The 19,999-nt window shown below is 56.8% G+C and carries 16 protein-coding genes and 1 tRNA gene; 13 read left to right on the top strand and 4 right to left on the bottom strand.

Going from position 1 to position 19,999, the window contains the following annotated elements; all coding sequences use genetic code 11:
- Positions 1-46 precede the first annotated feature (46 nt).
- On the bottom strand, positions 47-793 hold the full coding sequence (locus tag PQU98_RS05815; protein ID WP_272743958.1) for a TetR/AcrR family transcriptional regulator: 747 nt from the start codon (positions 791-793) through the stop codon (positions 47-49).
- A gap of 159 nt (positions 794-952) precedes the next feature.
- On the opposite strand from PQU98_RS05815, the gene PQU98_RS05810 reads away from it, so the two are divergent.
- The 5 genes from PQU98_RS05810 to PQU98_RS05790 all read left to right on the top strand — a co-directional run bounded on the left by PQU98_RS05810 (position 953) and on the right by PQU98_RS05790 (position 7,960).
- Positions 953-2,044 carry an efflux RND transporter periplasmic adaptor subunit gene (locus PQU98_RS05810; RefSeq protein WP_272743957.1) on the top strand — a complete coding sequence of 364 codons (1,092 nt, stop codon included), beginning with the start codon at positions 953-955 and terminating at the stop codon, positions 2,042-2,044.
- Positions 2,044-5,367: an efflux RND transporter permease subunit gene (locus PQU98_RS05805; RefSeq protein ID WP_272743956.1), complete on the top strand. Its 3,324-nt coding sequence runs from the start codon at positions 2,044-2,046 to the stop codon at positions 5,365-5,367. Before PQU98_RS05810 ends, PQU98_RS05805 begins: the two co-directional genes overlap by 1 nt.
- A 255-nt stretch (positions 5,368-5,622) precedes the next feature.
- Positions 5,623-6,957: a replication-associated recombination protein A gene (locus PQU98_RS05800; RefSeq protein WP_272743955.1), complete on the top strand. Its 1,335-nt coding sequence runs from the start codon at positions 5,623-5,625 to the stop codon at positions 6,955-6,957.
- Positions 6,958-6,974: 17 nt separating this feature from the next.
- Positions 6,975-7,433: a DUF805 domain-containing protein gene (locus tag PQU98_RS05795; RefSeq protein WP_272743954.1), complete on the top strand. Its 459-nt coding sequence runs from the start codon at positions 6,975-6,977 to the stop codon at positions 7,431-7,433.
- Between the two features lie 23 nt (positions 7,434-7,456).
- Positions 7,457-7,960 carry a DUF805 domain-containing protein gene (locus PQU98_RS05790; protein WP_272743953.1) on the top strand — a complete coding sequence of 168 codons (504 nt, stop codon included), beginning with the start codon at positions 7,457-7,459 and terminating at the stop codon, positions 7,958-7,960.
- On the opposite strand, the gene PQU98_RS05785 is transcribed toward PQU98_RS05790, so the two are convergent.
- Together PQU98_RS05785 and PQU98_RS05780 are read right to left on the bottom strand one after the other, a co-directional pair.
- Positions 7,957-8,187 (bottom strand): BrnA antitoxin family protein, encoded by a 231-nt coding sequence (locus PQU98_RS05785; RefSeq protein WP_272743952.1) that lies wholly within the window; start codon positions 8,185-8,187, stop codon positions 7,957-7,959. The genes PQU98_RS05790 and PQU98_RS05785 overlap by 4 nt on opposite strands.
- Positions 8,171-8,473 (bottom strand): BrnT family toxin, encoded by a 303-nt coding sequence (locus tag PQU98_RS05780; RefSeq protein WP_272743951.1) that lies wholly within the window; start codon positions 8,471-8,473, stop codon positions 8,171-8,173. The genes PQU98_RS05785 and PQU98_RS05780 overlap by 17 nt, the downstream gene beginning before the upstream one ends.
- 138 nt (positions 8,474-8,611) lie before the next feature.
- Here PQU98_RS05780 and PQU98_RS05775 point away from each other — a divergent pair, with 138 nt between their 5' ends.
- The 4 genes from PQU98_RS05775 to PQU98_RS05760 all read left to right on the top strand — a co-directional run bounded on the left by PQU98_RS05775 (position 8,612) and on the right by PQU98_RS05760 (position 13,776).
- Complete coding sequence (locus PQU98_RS05775; RefSeq protein WP_272743950.1) at positions 8,612-9,487, top strand: RluA family pseudouridine synthase; 876 nt, start codon at positions 8,612-8,614, stop codon at positions 9,485-9,487.
- 183 nt (positions 9,488-9,670) lie between these two features.
- Entirely contained in the window at positions 9,671-11,374 is a 1,704-nt protein-coding gene (locus PQU98_RS05770; RefSeq protein WP_272743949.1) for a vWA domain-containing protein, read from the top strand.
- 91 nt (positions 11,375-11,465) lie between these two features.
- Positions 11,466-13,304 (top strand): TadE/TadG family type IV pilus assembly protein, encoded by a 1,839-nt coding sequence (locus PQU98_RS05765; protein WP_272743947.1) that lies wholly within the window; start codon positions 11,466-11,468, stop codon positions 13,302-13,304.
- Between the two features lie 61 nt (positions 13,305-13,365).
- Positions 13,366-13,776: a DUF805 domain-containing protein gene (locus PQU98_RS05760; RefSeq protein ID WP_272743946.1), complete on the top strand. Its 411-nt coding sequence runs from the start codon at positions 13,366-13,368 to the stop codon at positions 13,774-13,776.
- Between the two features lie 155 nt (positions 13,777-13,931).
- Here PQU98_RS05760 and lipB read toward each other — a convergent pair whose 3' ends face one another.
- Positions 13,932-14,738 (bottom strand): lipoyl(octanoyl) transferase LipB, encoded by an 807-nt coding sequence (lipB, locus tag PQU98_RS05755; RefSeq protein ID WP_272743945.1) that lies wholly within the window; start codon positions 14,736-14,738, stop codon positions 13,932-13,934.
- A 53-nt stretch (positions 14,739-14,791) separates the two neighbouring features.
- Here lipB and PQU98_RS05750 point away from each other — a divergent pair, with 53 nt between their 5' ends.
- The 4 genes from PQU98_RS05750 to PQU98_RS05735 all read left to right on the top strand — a co-directional run bounded on the left by PQU98_RS05750 (position 14,792) and on the right by PQU98_RS05735 (position 19,690).
- Positions 14,792-15,058, top strand: coding sequence for a FliM/FliN family flagellar motor switch protein (locus PQU98_RS05750; protein WP_272744491.1), 267 nt, complete (start codon positions 14,792-14,794; stop codon positions 15,056-15,058).
- A gap of 109 nt (positions 15,059-15,167) precedes the next feature.
- A tRNA-Leu gene (locus PQU98_RS05745) sits at positions 15,168-15,252 on the top strand.
- Between the two features lie 228 nt (positions 15,253-15,480).
- Positions 15,481-16,920, top strand: coding sequence for a magnesium transporter (mgtE, locus tag PQU98_RS05740; RefSeq protein WP_438263869.1), 1,440 nt, complete (start codon positions 15,481-15,483; stop codon positions 16,918-16,920).
- A 154-nt stretch (positions 16,921-17,074) separates the two neighbouring features.
- Entirely contained in the window at positions 17,075-19,690 is a 2,616-nt protein-coding gene (locus tag PQU98_RS05735) for a lysozyme (RefSeq protein ID WP_272743943.1), read from the top strand.
- Positions 19,691-19,999: the final 309 nt, after the last annotated feature.

The raw sequence follows: 19,999 nt of genomic DNA, 5'->3' as shown, positions 1-19,999 counted from the left end.
CTCCTCCCTATCAAGCCTTTGGCGTAGATGGGGAGGAGAAAAACGACTAATCCACCGGCTCCGACTTAAGCAGGGCCAGCACCATCGTCATATGCGTCTGGCGCCATTTGGCCAGATCATAGATATCGGGGTTGCCGGTCACCATGCGCGTCACAAACATCATGATGGCGGGCGCGCTTAAGATATCTTCGACCCCTTCAAGATGGCGATGGGCGTGGGGGTGGAACTCCCCGCGCGCGATGCCATGACGGATCAGTTCGTAAACATAGGTCTTTTTCACGCCGACAAAATTTTGGGTATAAAACTCAGCGATTTCCGGCACACGGCCGCATTCGGCAACGATCAGCCGGAAAAACTCAATCGACTGCGGGTCACTGACCAATCGCTCATAAAAAAAGTTGTGCTGTTCGCGTAGCTGATCCTCGGCAGAACGGTCGGGATCAACGGCAAACGCCTGCCGTTTTTTAAGCATCGGCTCTATAAAGGCGTTGGCGACGGCATAGAACAGGTCGATCTTGGCCGGATAATAGACGTATATTAGTGCCTTACTGATGCGGGCGCGCTTGGCGATGTCTTCTAATCGGGCGGCGGCATAGCCTTTTTGAGTAAACTCTTCAAAGGCCGCCGCCATGATCTGAGCCGGGCGCTTTTCCTTGTTGGCCTGACGCACACCGGCGGGTTTCAGGTTGAAATGCTTGCCTAAAGACTGGGTAACGGCTTCAAACGGGCAGACGCACTGATCCACGGCGGTGGTTTGGGCGGTATGATCTGAGGGGACAGGTTTTCTTGACAATTTGTAATGCGAGTTTCGTTGACTTGTTAGTCAATGAATATATATCTCGTCTCGGATAAAACAAGTTATTTGGGGCTTTTCATGCGCTCAGGGCAATGGTTGCGGCACACTTATAATTCTTCGCGCCCGGATTTAAGATTAAGGTTGGGAGCGGTAGCCTTGCTGGCCGCGCTTAGTCTGTCGGCCTGCCACGAAAAGCCTGAAAAGGCCGAAGCCAAGGATACTCATCTGGCGCTGGTTGAGGTCGCGACCGCTGGCGGCGCGACCGTGCCGGTCGTGATCACCGGCTCAGGCACCGTCTCGGCCTGGCAGGAAGCGCCGGTCGGTGCCGAAACCGGCGGGCTGACGGCGGTGGCCCTGCTGGCCGACGAAGGCCAGTACGTCAAACAGGGGCAGCCGTTGCTGAGGATGAACGACGCGGTTCTTCAGGCCCAACTGAAGCAGGCGCAGGCTCAATTGATGAGCGCCAAGGCTCAGCAGGCCCAGGCCGAAAACGACTATCGCCGCTATAAGGAACTGGCCGATAAGGGCTTTATTTCCGCGTCCGGCCTTGATGCCAAACTGGCCCAGCAGCAGACGGCGGCGGCGGCGGTTGCGACCGCTCAGGCCAGTGTGCAGGAAGTCACCACCCGTCTCAATCAGGCGACGGTACGGGCGCCGGTATCGGGGCTGATCACTTCGCGCACCGCCGTGCAGGGCCAGATCGTAGGCGCAGGTGAGGAACTGTTCCGTATCGCCCGCGATAACCGGATTGAGCTGAATATGGAAGTGGTTGAATCCGAGCTTGCCATGCTCAAAGCTGGTCAGGCCGCCACCGTCACCGGCGAAACCACCGGCCCGATCGCCGGGTCTGTGCGCATTGTGACGCCGATGGTGTCTCAGGATACGCGCCTTGGCTATGCGCGCGTATCGATCCCCGCCGATGCGGGTTTGAAGCCCGGCATGTTCGCACGCGGTGAAGTCAATGTCGGCAATCAGCCGGTGGTGACCATCCCGCAGAAAGCTGTGATCTATCAGGCCAATGTGCCCGCAACCTTTGTGGTGGGCGATAAGAATAAAGTCACCCTGCGTAAGTTGAAAACCGGTGAGCGTCTGGGCGACCGCGTGGTCGTAACCGAAGGTGTGACTGAGGGCGATCGTGTGGTCACCTCAGGGGCAGGCTTCCTCGTTGATGGCGACACCGTCCGCATCAAAGGGCCGCAAGTGGCGAGCGAGCAAAAGGCCGCTGCCGCTAAATCGGGGGCAAAGTAATGTCTGAACCGCGTCAGATTAAGGATCGGGGCGGGATATCCTCCGCGTCTATCCGCAACCCGATCCCGACGATTGTCTTCTTTCTGGTGATGATCATTGCCGGCTGGGGCGCATTCAATGCGCTTCGCATCAATAACTTCCCCGATGTCGACCTGCCGGTGGTGTCGGTCACCGTGCTGCAATCGGGCGCGGCACCCGCCGAACTGGAGACGCAGGTTACCCGCATCGTCGAGGATTCGGTAGCGGGGCTGGGCTCGGTCAAGCATATCAACTCCTACGTCAATGACGGCGTCTCAACCACAGTCGTGCAGTTCCAGCTTGGCGTCGATCTTGAAAAATCGACCAATGATGTGCGCAATGCTGTGGCTGGCGTCCGCGCCAATCTGCCGTCCGATGTGCTCGACCCCATCGTCCGGCGCGAAGAGGCGTCGGGTGAGCCGCTGATTACCTATATCATCCGCGGCGAGGGCATGAATCCTGAGCAATTATCGTGGTTTGTCGACAACGACATCTCGAAAAAAGTGCTGGCCAAAAACGGTGTCTCAAAGGTCACCCGCGACGGTGGTGTTGACCGCGAAATCCGCATCGACCTCGATCCGGCGCTTCTGGCAGGGCAGGGGATCACTGCCTCCGAAGTCAGCCAGCAGTTACGCAATATCAATATCAACCTGCCGGGCGGGCGGCTTGAGGTCGGCGGCTCTGAGCAGTCGATCCGCACCCTCGGAAACGCCGGTTCGGTCGACATCTTACGCGACACCCGCATCAACCTGAATAATGGTCAGTCGGTCCGTCTGGGCGATCTGGGGCAGGTCAGCGATACCTGGTCTGAGCCGCGCAGCCGTGCCCGCTTCAATGGTCAGGAAGTGGTCGGTTTTGCTGTCTACCGCACCATTGGCTCCTCCGAAGTCGATGTCGCCGTGGGCGTGCGTGAGGCTATCGAAGAACTCAAAAAGGCTAACCCCAATATCACCCTCGAAGAAGTCACGGCCTCGGTCGACTGGGTGAACGAGAGCTATCTGGCGTCGATGGAGACGCTGGCGATCGGCGCGCTTCTGGCGGTGCTGGTGGTGTGGCTGTTCCTGCGCGATTGGCGCGCGACCCTAATTTCGGCCACGGCCATGCCGCTGTCGCTGCTGCCGACCTTTTTCATCATGTGGGTGATGAACGAAAGCTTCAATATCGTCTCGCTGCTGGCTCTGTCCCTGACCATCGGGATTCTGGTCGATGACGCGATTGTAGAAATTGAAAACATCGTCCGCCATATCCGTGACGGCAAAAAACCCTATCAGGCCGCGATTGAAGCTGCCGACGAAATTGGCCTCGCCGTTGTGGCGACAACCGCGACCATCATCGCCGTGTTCGCGCCGGTGGGCTTCATGCCGGGCATTGTGGGTCAGTTCTTTAAGTCCTTTGCGGTGGCGGCCTGTGTGTCGGTGTTCTTCTCGCTGGTCGTGGCGCGGACCATTACCCCGCTGATGGGCGCCTATCTGATGCGCTCCGATCCGGGTAAGGAGCACCCCGATCCGTTCTGGATGAAGGGCTATCTCAAGACCCTGAACTGGGGCTTAAGTGGGCATCTGCGCTTTATGAGCACCCGTGTGGCGCTTACGATCTTTGGCGTCATTGTGCTGGCTCTGACCGCGCTGATGGTCTTTGGCGGCGTCAGCGGCGCGCTCAAGGCTCCGGCAGGTTTCGACCCCATGTCACTGATCGGGCCTGCCCTTACGCTGATCGTCGGTGGTCTGATTGCCTTTGCCTGTTTCAAAAAAGCCGGAAAACTGCCCCGTGGTGAGAAACTACGCACCCGCTGGGCCGTGCTGGCCATCGGCATCGGCTTCTTTATCGGCTCGATGGCGGTCGCAGGTCTGCTACCGGGTGAATTTATCCCCGTTGGCGATAATGGCCGGTCCTTCCTTAAGGTCGATTTGCCGCCCGGTTCGCGTCTGGATGAAACCGATAAGGTCGTGAATGACCTGATGGCCGAAATCAGCAAGCGCGACGGTGTGAAATCCGTCTATGCGTCAGTCGATGTCAATAAAGCCAACTTCACCATCAATCTGGTGCCGCGTCACGACCGGAACTTCTCGCAGCAGGATTTCGAGGCCGACTTCAACCAGTTCGTACTGCAATATCCCGGCATCCGCTCGACCTTTGGGCAGGAAGGCGGCGGGGGCGGAATCACCAGCTTTACTCTGGTGTCCGATGATCCGGTGGCGCTGGCCGAAGCGTCGCGTGAGCTTGAGCGTCAGATGCGCGGCTTGCCGGAACTGACCAACGTATCCTCCGCCGATAACCTGACGCGGCCGGAAATCATCGTGGTTCCAAAACCCGATCAGGCGGCATTGATGGGCGTGTCGGCGGCGGCGATCTCACAGGCAGCACGCGTGGCGACGGTGGGGGATTTCGATCAGATTCTCGCCAAATATAATGTCGGTGACCGTCAGATCCCGATCCGCGTCCTGCTGAAAACCGATGCGCGCACTGATGTCGCCAATCTGAATGACCTTAAGGTGCCGACGAAATTTGGCACCTCGGTTCCGCTGGCCGCCGTGGCCGACATCCAGTTTGCCGCTGGCCCTGTGCAGATCAACCGCACGGAACGCTCCCGTTCGGCCACCATCAAAGGCAATATCGCAAACGGCATTGCGGCCGGTATCGCTCAGGACGCCGTGCGCGCCCTTCCGGCCATGAAAAACCTGCCGCCTCAGGTTAAGGAAATCGTCACCGGCGAACAGGAAGATCAGGCCGAAATGGGCATGGGCTTCATGATCGCCATCTCGACCGGCATTATGTTGATGTATGTGGTGCTGGTGCTGCTGTTCAAAAGCTTCACCCACCCGGTGACGATTTTGACCGCATTGCCGCTGTCGTTCGGCGGCGCGTTCTTCCTGCTGCTGGTGACAGGCAAATCCATGTCCATGCCGGCTTTGATCGGTCTGATCATGCTGACGGGGATTGCCGCCAAGAACTCGATCCTGCTGGTCGAATATGCCATTGAGGCCATCAAGCACGGCATGACCCGTCATGACGGCCTGATGGACGCGGCCCACAAACGTGCTCGGCCCATCCTGATGACGACGGTGGCGATGGGCGCAGGCATGTTGCCGATTGCGATTGGCTGGGGCGCCGATGTGGCCTTCCGCCAGCCGATGGCCATTGCGGTCATTGGCGGGTTGATTACCTCGACCCTGCTCAGCCTGTTGTTTGTGCCGGTGGCCTATACTTTCATCGACGACATCAGCCAGTTCTTTGGCCGCCACACGAAAAAGTACTTTACCGCCGAAGGCAAGGACGAGGTGGAATCGCAATCTTTGGCCGATTAGGGCGTCGCCGTTGCTAGGAGGTACTTAAGTGTACCTCCGTCGCTAGGCTCCTGCTACTCGTCTCAAATCTTACGATTCCACAGCCGGTGGGTTGTATAGTTTTTCTCCTCCCTATGCTTTGCATGGGGAGGTGCCGAGCTTGCGAGGCGGAGGGGGAATCCCCTCTCCCTGCTTGCGGGGAGAGGGCTAGGGTGAGGGGCTTTTTCTTAACTAAGGCCCTTTCGTGGTTAAAAAAATCGTTCTATATATGTTCGCATGTCCGATTTGTTTGAGGCCGCGGGTCTCACCCCGAAAACACCTGACCTGACGCCGAACGACAGCGGTTATAAACCGCTGGCTGACCGGCTGCGGCCGCAGTCGATTGCTGAGGTGGTGGGGCAAGGGCATCTGGTCGGGCCTGATGGGCCGATCCGGCGCAGCGTCGATCGCGGCTTTTTGCCGTCCATCATCCTGTGGGGCCCGCCGGGGGTGGGTAAGACGACCCTGGCACGGTTGCTGGCGTCGTCCGCCGGTTATGAATTTCAGCAGATTTCCGCTGTCTTTTCCGGCGTGGCCGATCTGAAAAAAGCCTTTGAGGCCGCCCAGATGCAACGCAATATGGGCAAGCGCGTCGTGCTATTTGTCGACGAAATCCATCGTTTTAACCGCGCCCAGCAGGACAGTTTCTTACCCTATGTCGAGTCTGGCGTGGTGACCCTGATTGGGGCCACGACCGAAAATCCGTCGTTTGAGCTGAACGGCGCTCTGCTGTCGCGCTGTCAGGTGTTTGTGCTCAAACGGCTGGATGATGAGGCGATGGAAACGCTCATTGCCCGCGCCGAAGCCCATCTGGGGCGCGCCCTGCCGCTGGAACCGGAGGCGCGCGAAACCCTGAAAGGGCTATCGGACGGAGACGGGCGCTATCTGCTGACCCTCATTGAGACCATCGACCGTATGGGCTTTGAGGCGCCGATCAATTCCGAAGCCTTACTTCAGCACCTGCAAAAGCGCCGGCCCAACTACGACAAAGACCGCGAAGGCCACTATAACCTGATCTCGGCCCTGCATAAGTCGGTGCGCGGCTCAGACCCCGATGCGGCGCTGTACTGGTTTGCGCGCATGTTACAGGGTGGCGAAGACCCGCTCTATATCGCCCGCCGGATGCAGCGCATGGCGTCCGAAGACATCGGCGCCGCCGATCCTATGTCGCTGATCATGACCAATGCGGCGCGCGAAACTTACGAAGTCTTAGGCTCCCCCGAAGGTGAACTGGCGATCGCGCAGGCGCTGGTGCACATGGCCTCAGCGCCCAAATCGAACGCGGTCTATGTGGCCTTTAAGGCCGCCATGAAGGCCGCGCGCGACACCGGCGATCTCGACCCGCCCGAAGTCATCCGCAACGCGCCGACCAAGCTGATGAAAGATCTGGGCTACGGTGAGGGCTATATCTACGACCCTGATGACCCCGATGGCTTTTCAGGCCAGAACTATTTCCCGAATGGTATGCCCCGCCCGAAATTCTACGACCCCAAGGGCGATGGCCACGAAGGCAAGGTCAAAGAGCGCCTCGACTATTGGGCCCAGTTGCGGGCATATAAGCAGAAGCGGTAATTTTTTAGGGGTTTTATATGGGCAGTTTCTCGATCTGGCATTTGCTGATTATCATCATAGTTGGCGGTTTGCCGGCTCTTTTGTTGCTAGTTGTAAAACGTCAGCCAGGTAATCGCTTCGGCCCACAGCCTGTCAGTATGGGCATGGGTGACGCGATCGTGGTGTGTCTGAAAAAGTATCTTGATTTCAAAGGCCGCGCTACGCGATCAGAGTTCTGGTGGTTCTATCTCTTTAATGTGCTGGTCAATATTGTAGCGGTTGTGCTGACGGCTATAACAGGAATTGAGGCATTTGGGGCTGCTTCATACGCTTTTTTTGTCCCAAGTTTAGCCGTGGGGGCGCGTCGTTTGCACGATATTAACCGCTCCGGCTGGTGGCAGTTACTTAGCTTCGGTTTCGGGATTTTCGTGCTGATTTATCTATGGGCACAACCGTCGCAAAACGACCTTGAGGACAAGGCCGCCGTGTTTGATTAGGCTTTTGCTGGGGAGAAGGGGGAATGCTGGCGGTATTTTTGATTGTGCTTGTGGGGCTTCCCGTTGGTGGCGCGGCCGTCATCATCTTTCTATGCGCCCTGCCGTTTCTGCGTAAATTGCAGAAAACCTCCAATCGTTTTGGTGCTCAGTCTCCAACGGCCACGATTGTTCAGGCGGGAACGGCAGGCTTTACGCGGGCATTTGATTTTAAAGGCCGAGCGAACCGGCTGGATTTCTTCACGTTTGCGATTGTCGTGGGCATATTGTGCGGTCTTAGCCTGTTGGCGGCGGTAATTCTGGCCTATATGGCGCGGGAAAACCCGACATGGTGGTCGGCGGCGCCGCTGTTGACGATCCCGCTGCTGGCCATCCCAAGTCTTTCGGTCGCTGTACGCAGATTGCACGATGTCAACCAAAGCGGCTGGTGGCTGCTCTTATTGCTGGTGTTTGGTTACTTCATTCTGCTCTACTGGTTTTTGCAGCCGCCGCAAACTGACGAGGTTGCTGTAGGCGAAGTTTTTGTCTAAGTCCGGTGGTGTGCGGCCACGTAAGCCTTTAAGACCTGCTGCATGCGCGTGAGGTGACCCTTGCCACCGGTTTCGGAGACGAAATAATCGAAAACCTCTGAATCGATTTTTAGGTGTACGGATTTCTTTGTGGGCGATTTCAGTTCGGCCTTTGCCCAGAATTCGGCACCTAACGCTTCGCCTTCGGAGGCGTCAGGGGTATGAAAAAGCTCACCCTTTTCCTGCATCTTCCTGAGATCGCTTAAGGATGCCTGTTTGATAGTGCTCTTGTTCAAGGCGACCTCCTTTCCATGCTGTGATTAAACGTATTTCGTCATCTCTCAGGGTGTAGACGATAACAAAAACTTCGTCACCCACCATGCCCATCGAAATGAGGCGTTCTTCGCCGTAGTCTTTGCGGTCATCGACGCGGGTTAAAACGTCGCCTTCGAAAATTAGCGCCGCATATAAGATATCGACTTGCCGCTCCTTGATTACGGCCTGTCGCTTGTCTTCATTCCATTGGAAGCGCATGGGAGAATTCCTAGTTTAACTTTGATTTGGGTCATTCTGTTCTCCTGTGCAAAAATAATGTACACTTTTTGCATACATTATGCAAGTGCTAATTCGTGAGACTTTGACCTTAACGCCCAACCCTGATACTTCGCGGGCATGACCCCGAAAAAGCAGGACAAGATCAGCCGTAAAAAGGCTTCGCGCCATTCGCCCCAGCATCAGGCCGCTATTGCGCGGCGTGACGCCAATGGCGGACGCAAACCTCAGACGCCTAAAAACCTCAAGGCCATCGACCGGCCGATCGCGCTCAGTGAAGAGGCTGTGGCGCTGATCAAATCGATGCTGGTCTATGAAGACGCCGAGATCATGGGCTTCAACAAGATCTATAACCTGTCGTCCCAGGGCGGGCGTGGGCCGGATTTTCACAACCTTGATGACCTGTTGTGGGCCTTTGCCAAGTCGAACGGTAAGAAACCACGCCTGATCCACCGGCTGGATCGCGACACATCGGGCATTATTCTGGTGGCCAAGACCAAGCCCGCAGCGTCGTTTCTGGGTAAGGCGATGATCGCGCGCCAGTTTCACAAGACCTATTTGCTGGTGGTGTCCAATCCGCATAACCTGAAAGATCGCGGGGTGATCGATGTGCCGCTACGGCGCGAAGACATTGGCCGCGAAGCCTATTCGCGGGTGTGCGAAGCTAATCACCCCGACGCGCTGGAATCGCGCACTCATTATGAGGTGGTTTCGCGTAACTCAGAGGCGGCTCTGGTGGTGGCTAAACCCTTTACCGGACGTATGCACCAGATCCGCGTTCATATGGCGCATCTGGGGTGTCCGATTGCCGGTGACCCGCGCTATGGCGGAGCCTTGAGCCTGGGCGGGCGATCGGTGAAGCGCCTTATGCTGCACGCGTTTCAGCTTGAGTTTCCGCACCCCGCAGGTGGTAAAAAGATGCTTTCAGCGCCGGTTCACGAGGAAATTACAAAGCTTTGTGCTGATCTGGAACTTGATATGGGTGTTTATACATAACGAAGATATTCATTTTATTGAAAATTAAGGGTTTGTTGGTAAAAATTACATGGTTGACATAATTTAATAGTTAAGCGCGCTTATCCTTAACCGTATAGTCAATTTTGTTTACCTTATAAATTTTGACTTTGTTAAAGCCTGACGCCGTATTTTGATCTCTGTGGCTGGGATCAGTGTGGTGTGATGGCTTTGGCAAATCTGTGGCAGCGTTTTCGCGCGAACAACCGTGGCAATGTGGCGGTTATCATGGCGTTTTCAGCCCTGCCTATCGTGGCGGCTGTCGGTACCGGGACGGATCTGGTCGGTATCATGCGCGCCAAGGCCAAGCTTCAGGATGCGGCGGATACAGCCGCCATTGCCGGGGCTCTGGTGGCGTCGGTGTCCGATACGGCGCAGGAAGACGCCGCCGATCAGGCGTTTAATAACAATATCAGCGAATCCCGTATTTTGTTGAATGCGTCGGGCGACCTGTCGACCGCGACCCAGAACAATATGACCGTCAAAACCTATCTGGCGCAGGCGGATGTCAATACCTTCTTCCTGGGTATGTTGAGTGGTGAGAAAACAGGGGCGATACACATCACGGCCTCGGCCAATGCCGGCGTGACCATATCGGATTCGGAAATCGTTTTCGTGCTCGATAACACGGGTTCCATGTCCAAAGACAACCGGATGACGAACCTGAAGTCGAGCGTCGATACGACGCTGGCGGGACTGGTGGGGTCTGATGGCACTTCGGGCGGCAGCAAGGTGGCCATTGTGCCGTTTGATACTCAGGTCAACATTAAGGGCGTGCCGACTTCCAGCATCGAATATGGTGAGGCCGAAAAGATCGTCTCGTGTTCCAGCCTGTCCGATGGCCGCTGCGGCGCGCTGGTCACCACCCAGACCGCCTTGTGCGCCAGTACGTCGGATGTGTCGGCCTGTACGTCGAACATGAAAACCTACACCTATGCCTACAACAGTAACGGCAAATCCTATATCAAAGTGTTTGCCACGTCCTACTATTATAAATCCGGTAATGGCGGCTGCTATGTTGGCTATAACTATTATAATAGCTGTAATTACATGGTCGTATCGCGCGAAGCGACCTATCAGGTCACATCGAGCACGACGGGGTCTGCGTCCAACGTCGATACCAATTCGACCAAGTATCCGCAGTCAGCCTATTACAACAAACCCAATAATAACTATAGCCTCTACTCCGGCACGGTGACGTCGACCTATGCCAACACCGGCGGTTACGGGTCAGGCTCAACGACCGATATCAAAAATAATGACACCATTTCGGCCAACTCGGACCTGTTGGGGGTCGGCACGACCAACTGGAATGGCTGCGTCATTGATCGCACCCAGCCCTATGATATCTCGGCCGAATCGCCGGATGGCACGACGGCGGCCAAGAACTATCCGGCCTCGAAATGCGCCACCAATACCTTGCTGCCGGTTATGGGTCTGACGACTGACATTACCGCCGCCCGCGCCCATGTGCAAAAGATGGCGCCCGCCGGCAATACCAATGTCACGATCGGCGTGCAATGGGGCATGGAAGTGCTGTCGCCGGGCTTGCCGTTCAATACCGGTGTGGCGTTTGGCACGGAAAATATCAATAAATACATGATCGTTGTCACCGATGGTCAGAATACCCAGAACCGGTGGACCACCAAGACGGCGGATATTGATGCGCGCACGCTGGAGGCCTGTAAGGCCGCCAAGGCCAAGGGCATCACCATCTTTACCGTGCGGGTTATGGAAGGGAACTCATCCCTGCTGGAGCAATGTGCCTCACGGTCGGACTACTACTACAATCTGTCAAACGCCAGTGAGTTGAGCGGGGCCTTGGGCAGCATAGTCCGGTCGATCAAGAAGATCCGCCTGACAGAATAACCGCGCCAGAGCGTTTTCCCATCTAGGACAAATATTAAGCTTTCCCCTGTAAAGTAACGGCCTGAACGATAAAATTCGTAGCGGGACATCTATGCAGAAGCGTATCTTCTCCGGTCTGTGGCAGCGCATTCCAAAAAGTGTGAAGCGGTTTTTGGAAACAAATGCGCGTAAAACCATATATAGCCTTAAGCCTTTTTGCGGTCATCAGGCCGGCAATGTCGCGGTGATCTTCGGGCTGTCAGCCATGACGCTGGTGGTGGCGGCGGGCGGCGGCACGGATGTGGTGCGCCAGATGGATGTGCGCGCCAAGATGCAGGATGCTGCGGATGCCGCCGTGCTGCGGGCGGTGATGTCATCAAAAATGACCGATGAGCAGCGCGAAATCGCCGCCGATCAGGCCTTTGAGAACAATTTTGGCGTTGAGAATGTTGAGAAGTATGACGCCGAAGGTACCATCGGCAAAGAGGTCATCGGCAATACGACCCATGTGACCTATACGGTTGACGCGACCATTGAGAACCTGTTCCTCCAGATCATAGGCATAGAGACCACCACCGTCACCGTGGTGGCCAAGGCCCAGTCTCAGATGCGCAAGTCCGAAATCGCGTTTGTGCTTGATGTCACGGGATCGATGAGCACGGATGCGACCCGCATCGCCAACCTTAAAAGCTCGATGAACAGCGTACTTCTGAGCCTGCTGACGAATGGGGTCAATGCCTCGGAAACCAAGGTCGCCATTGTGCCGTTCAACCCGCAGGTGCGCGTCGATAAAGGCACCAGCTACAGCTATATTGATTACGGTGTCGGCAGCAATTCGGAGGGATGTTCGTCAAGCCCCGGCGACAGCAATCTGTGCAGCTATTATCGCGATATCTATGGCAAGGTCTGCTACCAAAGCAGCAATACGCCGTCTGATACTGCGGCGTGTAAGGCGACAGCCAAGTTCTATTACAAGTCCTATAAGTCGGGCGGGAATGACTGGTTTGATGTCATGGTTACCGCCAGTGGCGGCGGCAAGAATTTCAGCTATACTGACCAGATTCAATTAGGCAGCAAGACCTCAACCAGCACCGGCGGCTGCTCGACCAATTCGGAAACCGGGGTTGAAACCTGCACCCAGGGCGGCAAGACCACGACGTCGACGACCTATACTCTGAAAAAGCAGAACGGCACCACATCAGGCACGCCGTCTACGTCGGGCTTCACCTATGCCGGTGACAAGAGCCTGATCAAATATACCAACAGCTACGGCAGTGGCTATGGTAGCCGTGAGGCTCAGGTTAAGGAAGAAAGCGGGCTGAAAAGCTCAGATGACAACAAGCAGCCGAAAAAGATCGTCCACTATCCGGTGGTACCCGATAGCAAATCGACCTGGACGGGCTGTATTACTGACCGCGAACAAAGCTATGATGTGTCGGCAGACGCCTATACGGTCAACACCAAGGCGCTCTATAAGGCCGTGTCGTGCGCGACCAATAATCTGGGCGTTATCAAGGGGCTGACGACCGACATTACGACGACCAACACCTATGTGCAGGCCCTGAAGACGGGCGATAGCACCAATGTCACGATCGGCATTCAATGGGGTATGGAGGTCTTGTCTCCAGCCGAGCCCTTTGCCAGCACCGTGGCGTTCAAGGACGATACCACACTGAAATACATGATCGTCATCACCGATGGCGAAAACACCAAAAACCGCTGGAGCACCAAGAGCGAAGACATCGACAAACGCACCAAGCTGGCCTGTGAGGCCGCCAATGCTCAGGGGATTACCGTGTTTGTAGTGCGGGTGATGGAAGGCAATTCCCAGCTCTTGAAAGATTGTGCCACCAAGGACGAATATTATTACGACCTGACCTCGGCGTCGCAGTTGAATACGGCCCTGTCCAGCGTGTTTGAAGCGATCAAAAAGACGCGGCTGACGCAGTAGCACTTTTGCCTTTAAGCAATATCGTGTAAGGCCTTCAATCTGTTACGAACTGAGGCCCTGCATGAACGCGAAAATCGACTGGAGCGAGCTGTTTTTCTCATCGACTGGACGCGGGCGGCAGATGCCCTTTGTCATTGCCGGTGTGATCCTGCTGATCGGGCTTGCCTTTTACGAGTCGGTGGTGCCGGAGGGACTCAGGTTTTTACTGGGCCTGCTGGTCTATCCGTTGCTGTTCTTCAGCGGCGCCTGCGTGCTGTCCAAGCGGCTGCATGACCGGGGCCGGTCGGGCTGGTGGTCGGCAGTAATACTGGTGGCATTTGTGATGGTCTGGCCGCAACCGGAAGGCTTTTTCGACTTTATCGGCGTGGCGGTTCTGGTGTGGGCGTTTGTCGATCTGACACTTATGCCCGGTGAGCGCGGCATGAACCGCTATGGCCCGCCGGTCAGGGTGGTTGAAGAAGCGGCCACTTAGAACTCCCCCTCTTGCCAAGAACTTGGGAGGAGGAGCTTTGTTTTCGCGATAGCGGGAATAAAGAGGGGGTAAATTACCCCGCCTGAAAACAAGATACCCCTCTGATATTTATTGAGATCAATAAATATCAGCTCCCCCTGCTATAGGGGGGGTTCTTAAGCGGTCGGCCCAAAGATCGCCTCGAAGCTCTGACGCAGGGCGTAATCAACCTCATCCATCGTCACCGGCAGACCCAGATCGACCAGACTGGTCACGCCGTGTTCGGTAATCCCGCACGGGACTATGCCGCTGAAATGCGTCAGATCCGGTTCGACATTGATACTGATGCCGTGAAAGCTGACCCACCGGCGCAGTTTAATCCCAATCGCGGCGATTTTATCTTCATTGTAGCGCGGCTCAGGCGCCGCCGGGGCTTCGGGCGGCCATATTTCAGTAGTATTGGCGGCCTTGCCGGGTTCTGGTGAACCCGGAGGGGCGGGCATCACCCCCTTATCCCGCCGTTCAACCCACACGCCGACGCGACCATCGCGGATATGACCTTCGACATTGAACCGCCACAGGGCATCGATCACCCAGGTCTCCAGCGCCTTGACGAACGCCCGGATATCCTTGGTGCGCCGGTTGAGATCGAGCATGACATAGATCACGCGCTGGCCAGGGCCGTGATAGGTGAACTGACCGCCGCGTTCGGATTTGAACACCTCAAACCTTTCCGGTTCGATCAGATCATCAAGTTTGGCCGATACGCCCGCTGTATAGAGCGGCGGATGCTCCAGTAGCCAGATCATTTCCGGCGCCTCACCGCGCTGAATGGCGGCGACGCGCGCGTCCATAAACGCCACAGCCTCAGGGTAGGGGACGGGGGCCGGGGCCACTACCCATTCGGGCAAATTATGGTTAGCGTCCGTTAATAAAAAAGAAGGGGTTAACCTGTCATCAATTTTAGTCTGAGAGTGTGGCATAGTCTGTAAATGTGATATCAGCGCCTTAAAAGCAAGGGCTTTGGCGTGAGCGTATTTTGGGGAAGTTTGTGTCTCAGGTTGAATCGGTACCCGTCGAAATCTCGGTTCTTTTGGGCCGCAGCGTGCTTCCGATGCAGCAACTCCTGCGCATGGGGCGCGGGGCGGTGATTCCGCTCGATGCGCGTGAGCATGACGAAGTGTGGATTTTGGCCAACAACCATCCGGTGGCACGCGGCGAAATTCAGATTTTCGAGGAAAAAATCTCGATCGTCGTCACCCGCCCGGCTGATGTTTACGACTTTATGGCCATCGGGAGCTAAGCTGAGCGCAGGTCTTTTGGGCCGTGACCTTAAATTATTCACATTAATTGCAATTCAGCGCTTCACAAATGTGCCAAGGATTGCTATTCCCCGCGCCTCCAGTTTGTGCGCGGTCATGGCGGAATTGGTAGACGCGCAGCGTTGAGGTCGCTGTATCGCAAGATGTGGAAGTTCGAGTCTTCTTGACCGCACCAACCGGATTAAAAAAAGCGCCCCTGACGGGTGCTTTTTTTATGCCTTAAGATGTCACCTTTTGCGGTTGCATTTATTAGCTTTTCAGGCACATTGCCCGCCATCTATCAACAATCGTGCGGTCTGATTTGACGTGAAAGAGAAGGGGTGTTTCGATGTCTCAAAAACCCGAAGCCCCGAATGTCCCTGCCGTTGATACGGGCGAAGATATCGAAATCATCCGTGCCCGCATGATCGCCGCCGAGGCCGAAATCCTTGAGCGTGATGATGATAACCGCCCGCAACTGAACACCCCCGAAGAGATCGAAGATTTCGCGCTTCAGGACGACTATGCCCTGAACCCGGAATATATCGAGCTGGTGGTCGATGCCGCCGACCGCGGCGACGGTATGCGGCTGCGGGAACTGCTGGATGCGCTCCATCCGGCGGACGTGGCCGACCTGATGGGCTTTTTGTCCGAAGACTACCGCGAGCAGGTCATCCCGTGGATTCCGGCATCGGCTCTGGCTGAGGTTCTGCCGGAACTGGATGAGGACATCCGCGAAGAGGTCATGGATACCTTGCGTCCCGGTGATCTGGCCGAGGTGCTTCAGGAACTGGACTCTGATGATGCCGCCGCCGTGCTTGAAGACATGGGGGAGGCCCAGCAGCGCGAAGTTCTGGCCGCCATGACCGCCTCCGATCGTGAGGCGATGGTCACGACCTTAAGCTACGAAGAGGAAACCGCCGGCCGCTTGATGCAGCGCGAAGTGGTGGCCGCACCCATATTCTGGAACGTCGGCGATACCATCGAGCACATGCGCGATCACGGCGACGATCTGCCGGAACTGTTCTTTGATATCTATGTGATTGGCCCGACCCATAAGCCGGTGGGGGCCGTGCCGGTATCGCTGCTGATGCGGTCACGCCGTGAGGTCAGGCTTGAAGACCTGATGGAGCCGGTCACTGAAATTCAGGTTGATCTGGATCAGGAAGAGGTCGCCTATATCTTCGGCAAATATCACCTCATTTCCGCCCCCGTGGTCGATGATGGCGGACGGCTGGTCGGCCAAATCACGGTCGATGATATTGTTAACATCATTCAGGAAGAAAGCCGCGAGGATATTCTGGCTCTGGCCGGTGTGTCCGACGAAGAAGGCCGTGGCTCGACCGTGTTCGAGGTGGTTCAATCACGCCTGCCGTGGCTGTGCATCAACCTGTTCACGGCGTTTCTGGCCTCCAGCCTGATTTCGGTGTTTCAGGATGAGATCCAAAAGCTGGTGGCGCTGGCGGTGCTGATGCCGATTGTGGCGTCGATCGGCGGTAATTCCGGCACTCAGGCGCTAACTGTGTCGGTACGGGCCCTGTCGTCGCGTGAGCTTACGACCGCCAACGCCATGCGCACCGTCTGGCGTGAGGTGCGGGTGGGGTGGATCAATGCGGCGGTCATTGCGCTGTTGCTGGGGGTGGTGGCCGGTATCTGGCAACAGAACCTATTGTTGGGGGTGACGATTGCTCTGGCGATTATGATCAACATCACGGCGGCGTCGCTGGCGGGTACGCTGGTGCCGCTGACCCTGTCGCGTCTGGATCGTGATCCGGCGGTGGCATCGCCGATTTTCGTGACCATGGTGACCGATTGCATCGGATTTTTTAGTTTCCTGGGCCTCGCGGGCATTATTCTATTGTAAAATTCAGCCGTTATGGCTGTTGTAGTGAGGAATTAACCAAGCTGCGCTAAGGTGGGGGCCGTAGCTATGATGCCCCGAAGTCCTGATGTCGGCCTGGCTTTTGCTACAGGGGAGTAGCGATAGAATTATGTACCGTTTTGGGTCAGGATTTGAGATGAGTGGGCGCCTGAAAATTTCCCGCGCCGGGGTCGAACTGATCAAGAGTTTCGAGGGCTTGCGGCAAGTGGCTGCGAAGCTGCCGGATGGTCGCTGGACGCTGGGCTATGGCCATACGTTTTCGGCGCGCGAAGGGGCACGTGTCGGCCCCGAAGACGCCGATGCCCTGCTGCGCTTTGACCTTTTGCCGATTGTCGATGGCATTAACAGCCTTGTCCATCATCCGCTCAATCAGAACCAGTTCGATGCGCTGGTGTCATTTTGCTTCAATATCGGAATCGAGAATTTCGCCCAGTCGGTGGTGCTTAAGCGTATCAACGAAGGCCGCCTGACCGAAGCGGCTCTGGCGATGGATAGCTGGAGTTCGGCCGAGTTCAACGGGCAGACCTATGTGCTGGCCCCGTTAATCCGCCGCCGTGCGGCTGAAAAAAGCCTGTTTCTGACCCCGTCTGAAGATGAGGCGACGGCGCCGCAAATCACGCCGGGTATGGTCGTGCGTCCGGTTGAAGACAGGACGCAGCACGTTCCGCCGTCAGCCTCCGCACCGCATCCGGTGGTGCCACCCATTGCGCCGGTCTCAACCCCTGTGCCGGTTATGGACACACCCTACGGTGCCAGTGTGGTCGATATTGCGCGCTATGCGCCGGCGTCGACGATGGCGACCGGCGGTGAAGACGACGTGCCGATGATGAGCGAATCCGTTCAGGCCGCCTTGATGAAGGCGCAGGCCGAAGCCAAAATGCGTGACGATTTTGAGCGTCTTGAGGCTGTGCGCGCCGCTGATGAGGCGCGTCGCGCCGAAGACGCACAACGTCAGGCAGAGAATGCCCGCCGCGCTAACGAAGACCGTCTGCGGGAAGAAGCGATGCGTCAGGCGCAGGCTCTGGCCGCCGCCCGTGTGGCCGAGCAGGCCCGTCTTGAACAGGAAAAACGCCTTGAACAAGAAAGACAGGCTCAGGAAGCGGCTAAGGAAGCTGCCAAAGAACTGGCCCGTCAGGAACTGATCCGTCAGGAAGCGGCCCGTCTTGACGCCGCCCGTCAGGAAGTGGCGCGTCTGGAAGCGGCCAAAGTCGAAGCCGAACGGATTGAACGTGACCGCCTGATCGAACAGGAGCGTCAGCGTCTGGAGAGTGAACGCCTCGAAGCGCAGCGCTTTGAAGCGGCGCGCCGCCTTGAGGCCCAGCGTCTGGAAGCCGAGCGCCTTGAAGCCATCCGTCAGGAAGCCGCCCGTGAAACGGCGCGCGTCGAGGCCGCTCGTGCCGAGGCCCTGCGCGCCGAAATCACCCGTCAGGAAGCCGAGCGCCGGGAGGCTGCCCGCATCGAGCAAGAGCGTCTGGCAACTGAAGCCCGCGCGCAGGAAGTCGCCCGCCTGGAAGCCGAACGTCTTGAGGCTTTCCGCCAGGAACAGGCCAGATTAGAACAGGCCAGATTAGAACTGGAGCGCGTTGAACAAGCCCGTCTTGAACAAGCCCATCTTGAACAAGAACGCTTGGAACGTGAGGCACAGGCTGCCATTGCCGAACAGGCTCGATTAGAACGGGCCCGCCTTGAGACCGAACAGCGTGAGCGCGACGCCGAAGCTGCACGTCTGAGAACCGAAGCCGAGACCAAAGCCCGCGAACAGGCCGCCGCGGAAGCCAGTGCGGCAGCCGCTCAGGCGGCGGCGCTTTCTGTGCCCCTCGCGGTGCCCTCCGCCGAAGACCAGCAGCGCAAGGCCGAAGCCGCGGCCGCTCTGATGCGGCTTTATTCGCCCTATGCGTCCGGTCTGGGGCAGCCGCTGGCGTCCAAAGCCCTGCCCAAATCGGTGGTTATGCCGACGCCGTCTGCGCCGCAACCGCCAGTTCAGCAGCCGCCAGTTCAGCCGTCGCCAGTTCAATCTGGGCCAGTTCAGGTTGGGCCGCAAATGGCGCAACCGCTGCCAACGCCCTATTCGCCGCGCATTGACCTGAGCGCGCCCGTTGTGCCTTCACCTGTGCTGTCCGAGCCTGCGCCATCCGAAGTCACTCAGCCGGAGGAGGCGGTCAGGTCAGCACCTGACCTGACCTTTCAGGATGAAGCTGAACTGGTCGCCCGCCGCAATCCCTCCAGCGTCGCCCCACCGGTCTTAATCGCTCAACCGCCAGTATCTCCAGTCGTGTCTCCGGTGGCACCTGCCGCCGCCGCGTCAGCGGGCCTGCACTGGCGTGAGCAACTGAACCGTCCGGTCGTGGCGTCCGCCGAAGCGGCCCCCGTGACGGTTGTCGAAACCTTTGAGGAAGTCCCGGCACCCGTCTATCGCACCCATGAGGTGGCTGAGGAGGCTGCGTCCGACGACGATGAATGGCTGAGCGACGGTGGCCGGATCGCCATGAGCGTTGATGCCGACGGCGAGGGTGAAAAATCGATCTGGAAGATGTTTGCCTCGACCCTGCAATGGATCGGCACGTCGGTGCTGGGGCTGGCGGCAATCGGCGGGGCTACGGCGGCCTATTACAAATCGACCAGCGATGTTGAACTGCGCGACGGCACAACCGATTTCAACAGCCTGTCGATCATTTTGGCGATCGCGGGCATGGTTCTGGTCTGTATTTCGGTCTATCTGATCCTGAAGCGATTGGGCGGGCTGAAGGATTAGTTTTTCAATTGAATATTTTTTAAACGTGACTTTGACTAGATGTTTATAAGTAAGAATACTATCGAAATTAATGTCAAGAACGCTCCTATTATAACTATAGGTAGTGTGTAAGCTGTTTTTATTTTCCCTGTTTTGTATAATATTGGTGATATTATTTGTGTTATTATTAGGCATGGAATGCCCAGAAAATAGGAAATATAATATATCTTTTCGGTTATATTTCGGACGATGGAATTTTTTGGCCACTCTGCAAAGCCTAACCCAAAAGGGGATAGGTACCATGTCAAAGCGAGAATTATCGCGATGAAT

Origin of the sequence: Asticcacaulis machinosus, assembly GCF_028550435.1 — a bacterium.
In the GTDB taxonomy this organism is placed as follows: domain Bacteria; phylum Pseudomonadota; class Alphaproteobacteria; order Caulobacterales; family Caulobacteraceae; genus Asticcacaulis; species Asticcacaulis machinosus.
The sequence above is the reverse complement of the archived record's forward strand: the minus strand, read 5'-3'. Positions and strand labels throughout refer to the sequence as shown.

Coding starts and splice junctions, on each gene's coding strand:
- PQU98_RS05775 (WP_272743950.1), top strand. CDS start 8,612: ATGACCCCGAAAAAGCAGGACAAGATCAGCCGTAAAAAGGCTTCGCGC.
- mgtE (WP_438263869.1), top strand. CDS start 15,481: ATGATCGCCGCCGAGGCCGAAATCCTTGAGCGTGATGATGATAACCGC.
- PQU98_RS05800 (WP_272743955.1), top strand. CDS start 5,623: ATGTCCGATTTGTTTGAGGCCGCGGGTCTCACCCCGAAAACACCTGAC.
- PQU98_RS05780 (WP_272743951.1), bottom strand. CDS start 8,473: ATGCGCTTCCAATGGAATGAAGACAAGCGACAGGCCGTAATCAAGGAG.
- lipB (WP_272743945.1), bottom strand. CDS start 14,738: ATGCCACACTCTCAGACTAAAATTGATGACAGGTTAACCCCTTCTTTT.
- PQU98_RS05785 (WP_272743952.1), bottom strand. CDS start 8,187: ATGCAGGAAAAGGGTGAGCTTTTTCATACCCCTGACGCCTCCGAAGGC.
- PQU98_RS05790 (WP_272743953.1), top strand. CDS start 7,457: ATGCTGGCGGTATTTTTGATTGTGCTTGTGGGGCTTCCCGTTGGTGGC.
- PQU98_RS05795 (WP_272743954.1), top strand. CDS start 6,975: ATGGGCAGTTTCTCGATCTGGCATTTGCTGATTATCATCATAGTTGGC.
- PQU98_RS05805 (WP_272743956.1), top strand. CDS start 2,044: ATGTCTGAACCGCGTCAGATTAAGGATCGGGGCGGGATATCCTCCGCG.
- PQU98_RS05770 (WP_272743949.1), top strand. CDS start 9,671: ATGGCTTTGGCAAATCTGTGGCAGCGTTTTCGCGCGAACAACCGTGGC.
- PQU98_RS05735 (WP_272743943.1), top strand. CDS start 17,075: ATGAGTGGGCGCCTGAAAATTTCCCGCGCCGGGGTCGAACTGATCAAG.
- PQU98_RS05760 (WP_272743946.1), top strand. CDS start 13,366: ATGAACGCGAAAATCGACTGGAGCGAGCTGTTTTTCTCATCGACTGGA.
- PQU98_RS05765 (WP_272743947.1), top strand. CDS start 11,466: ATGCAGAAGCGTATCTTCTCCGGTCTGTGGCAGCGCATTCCAAAAAGT.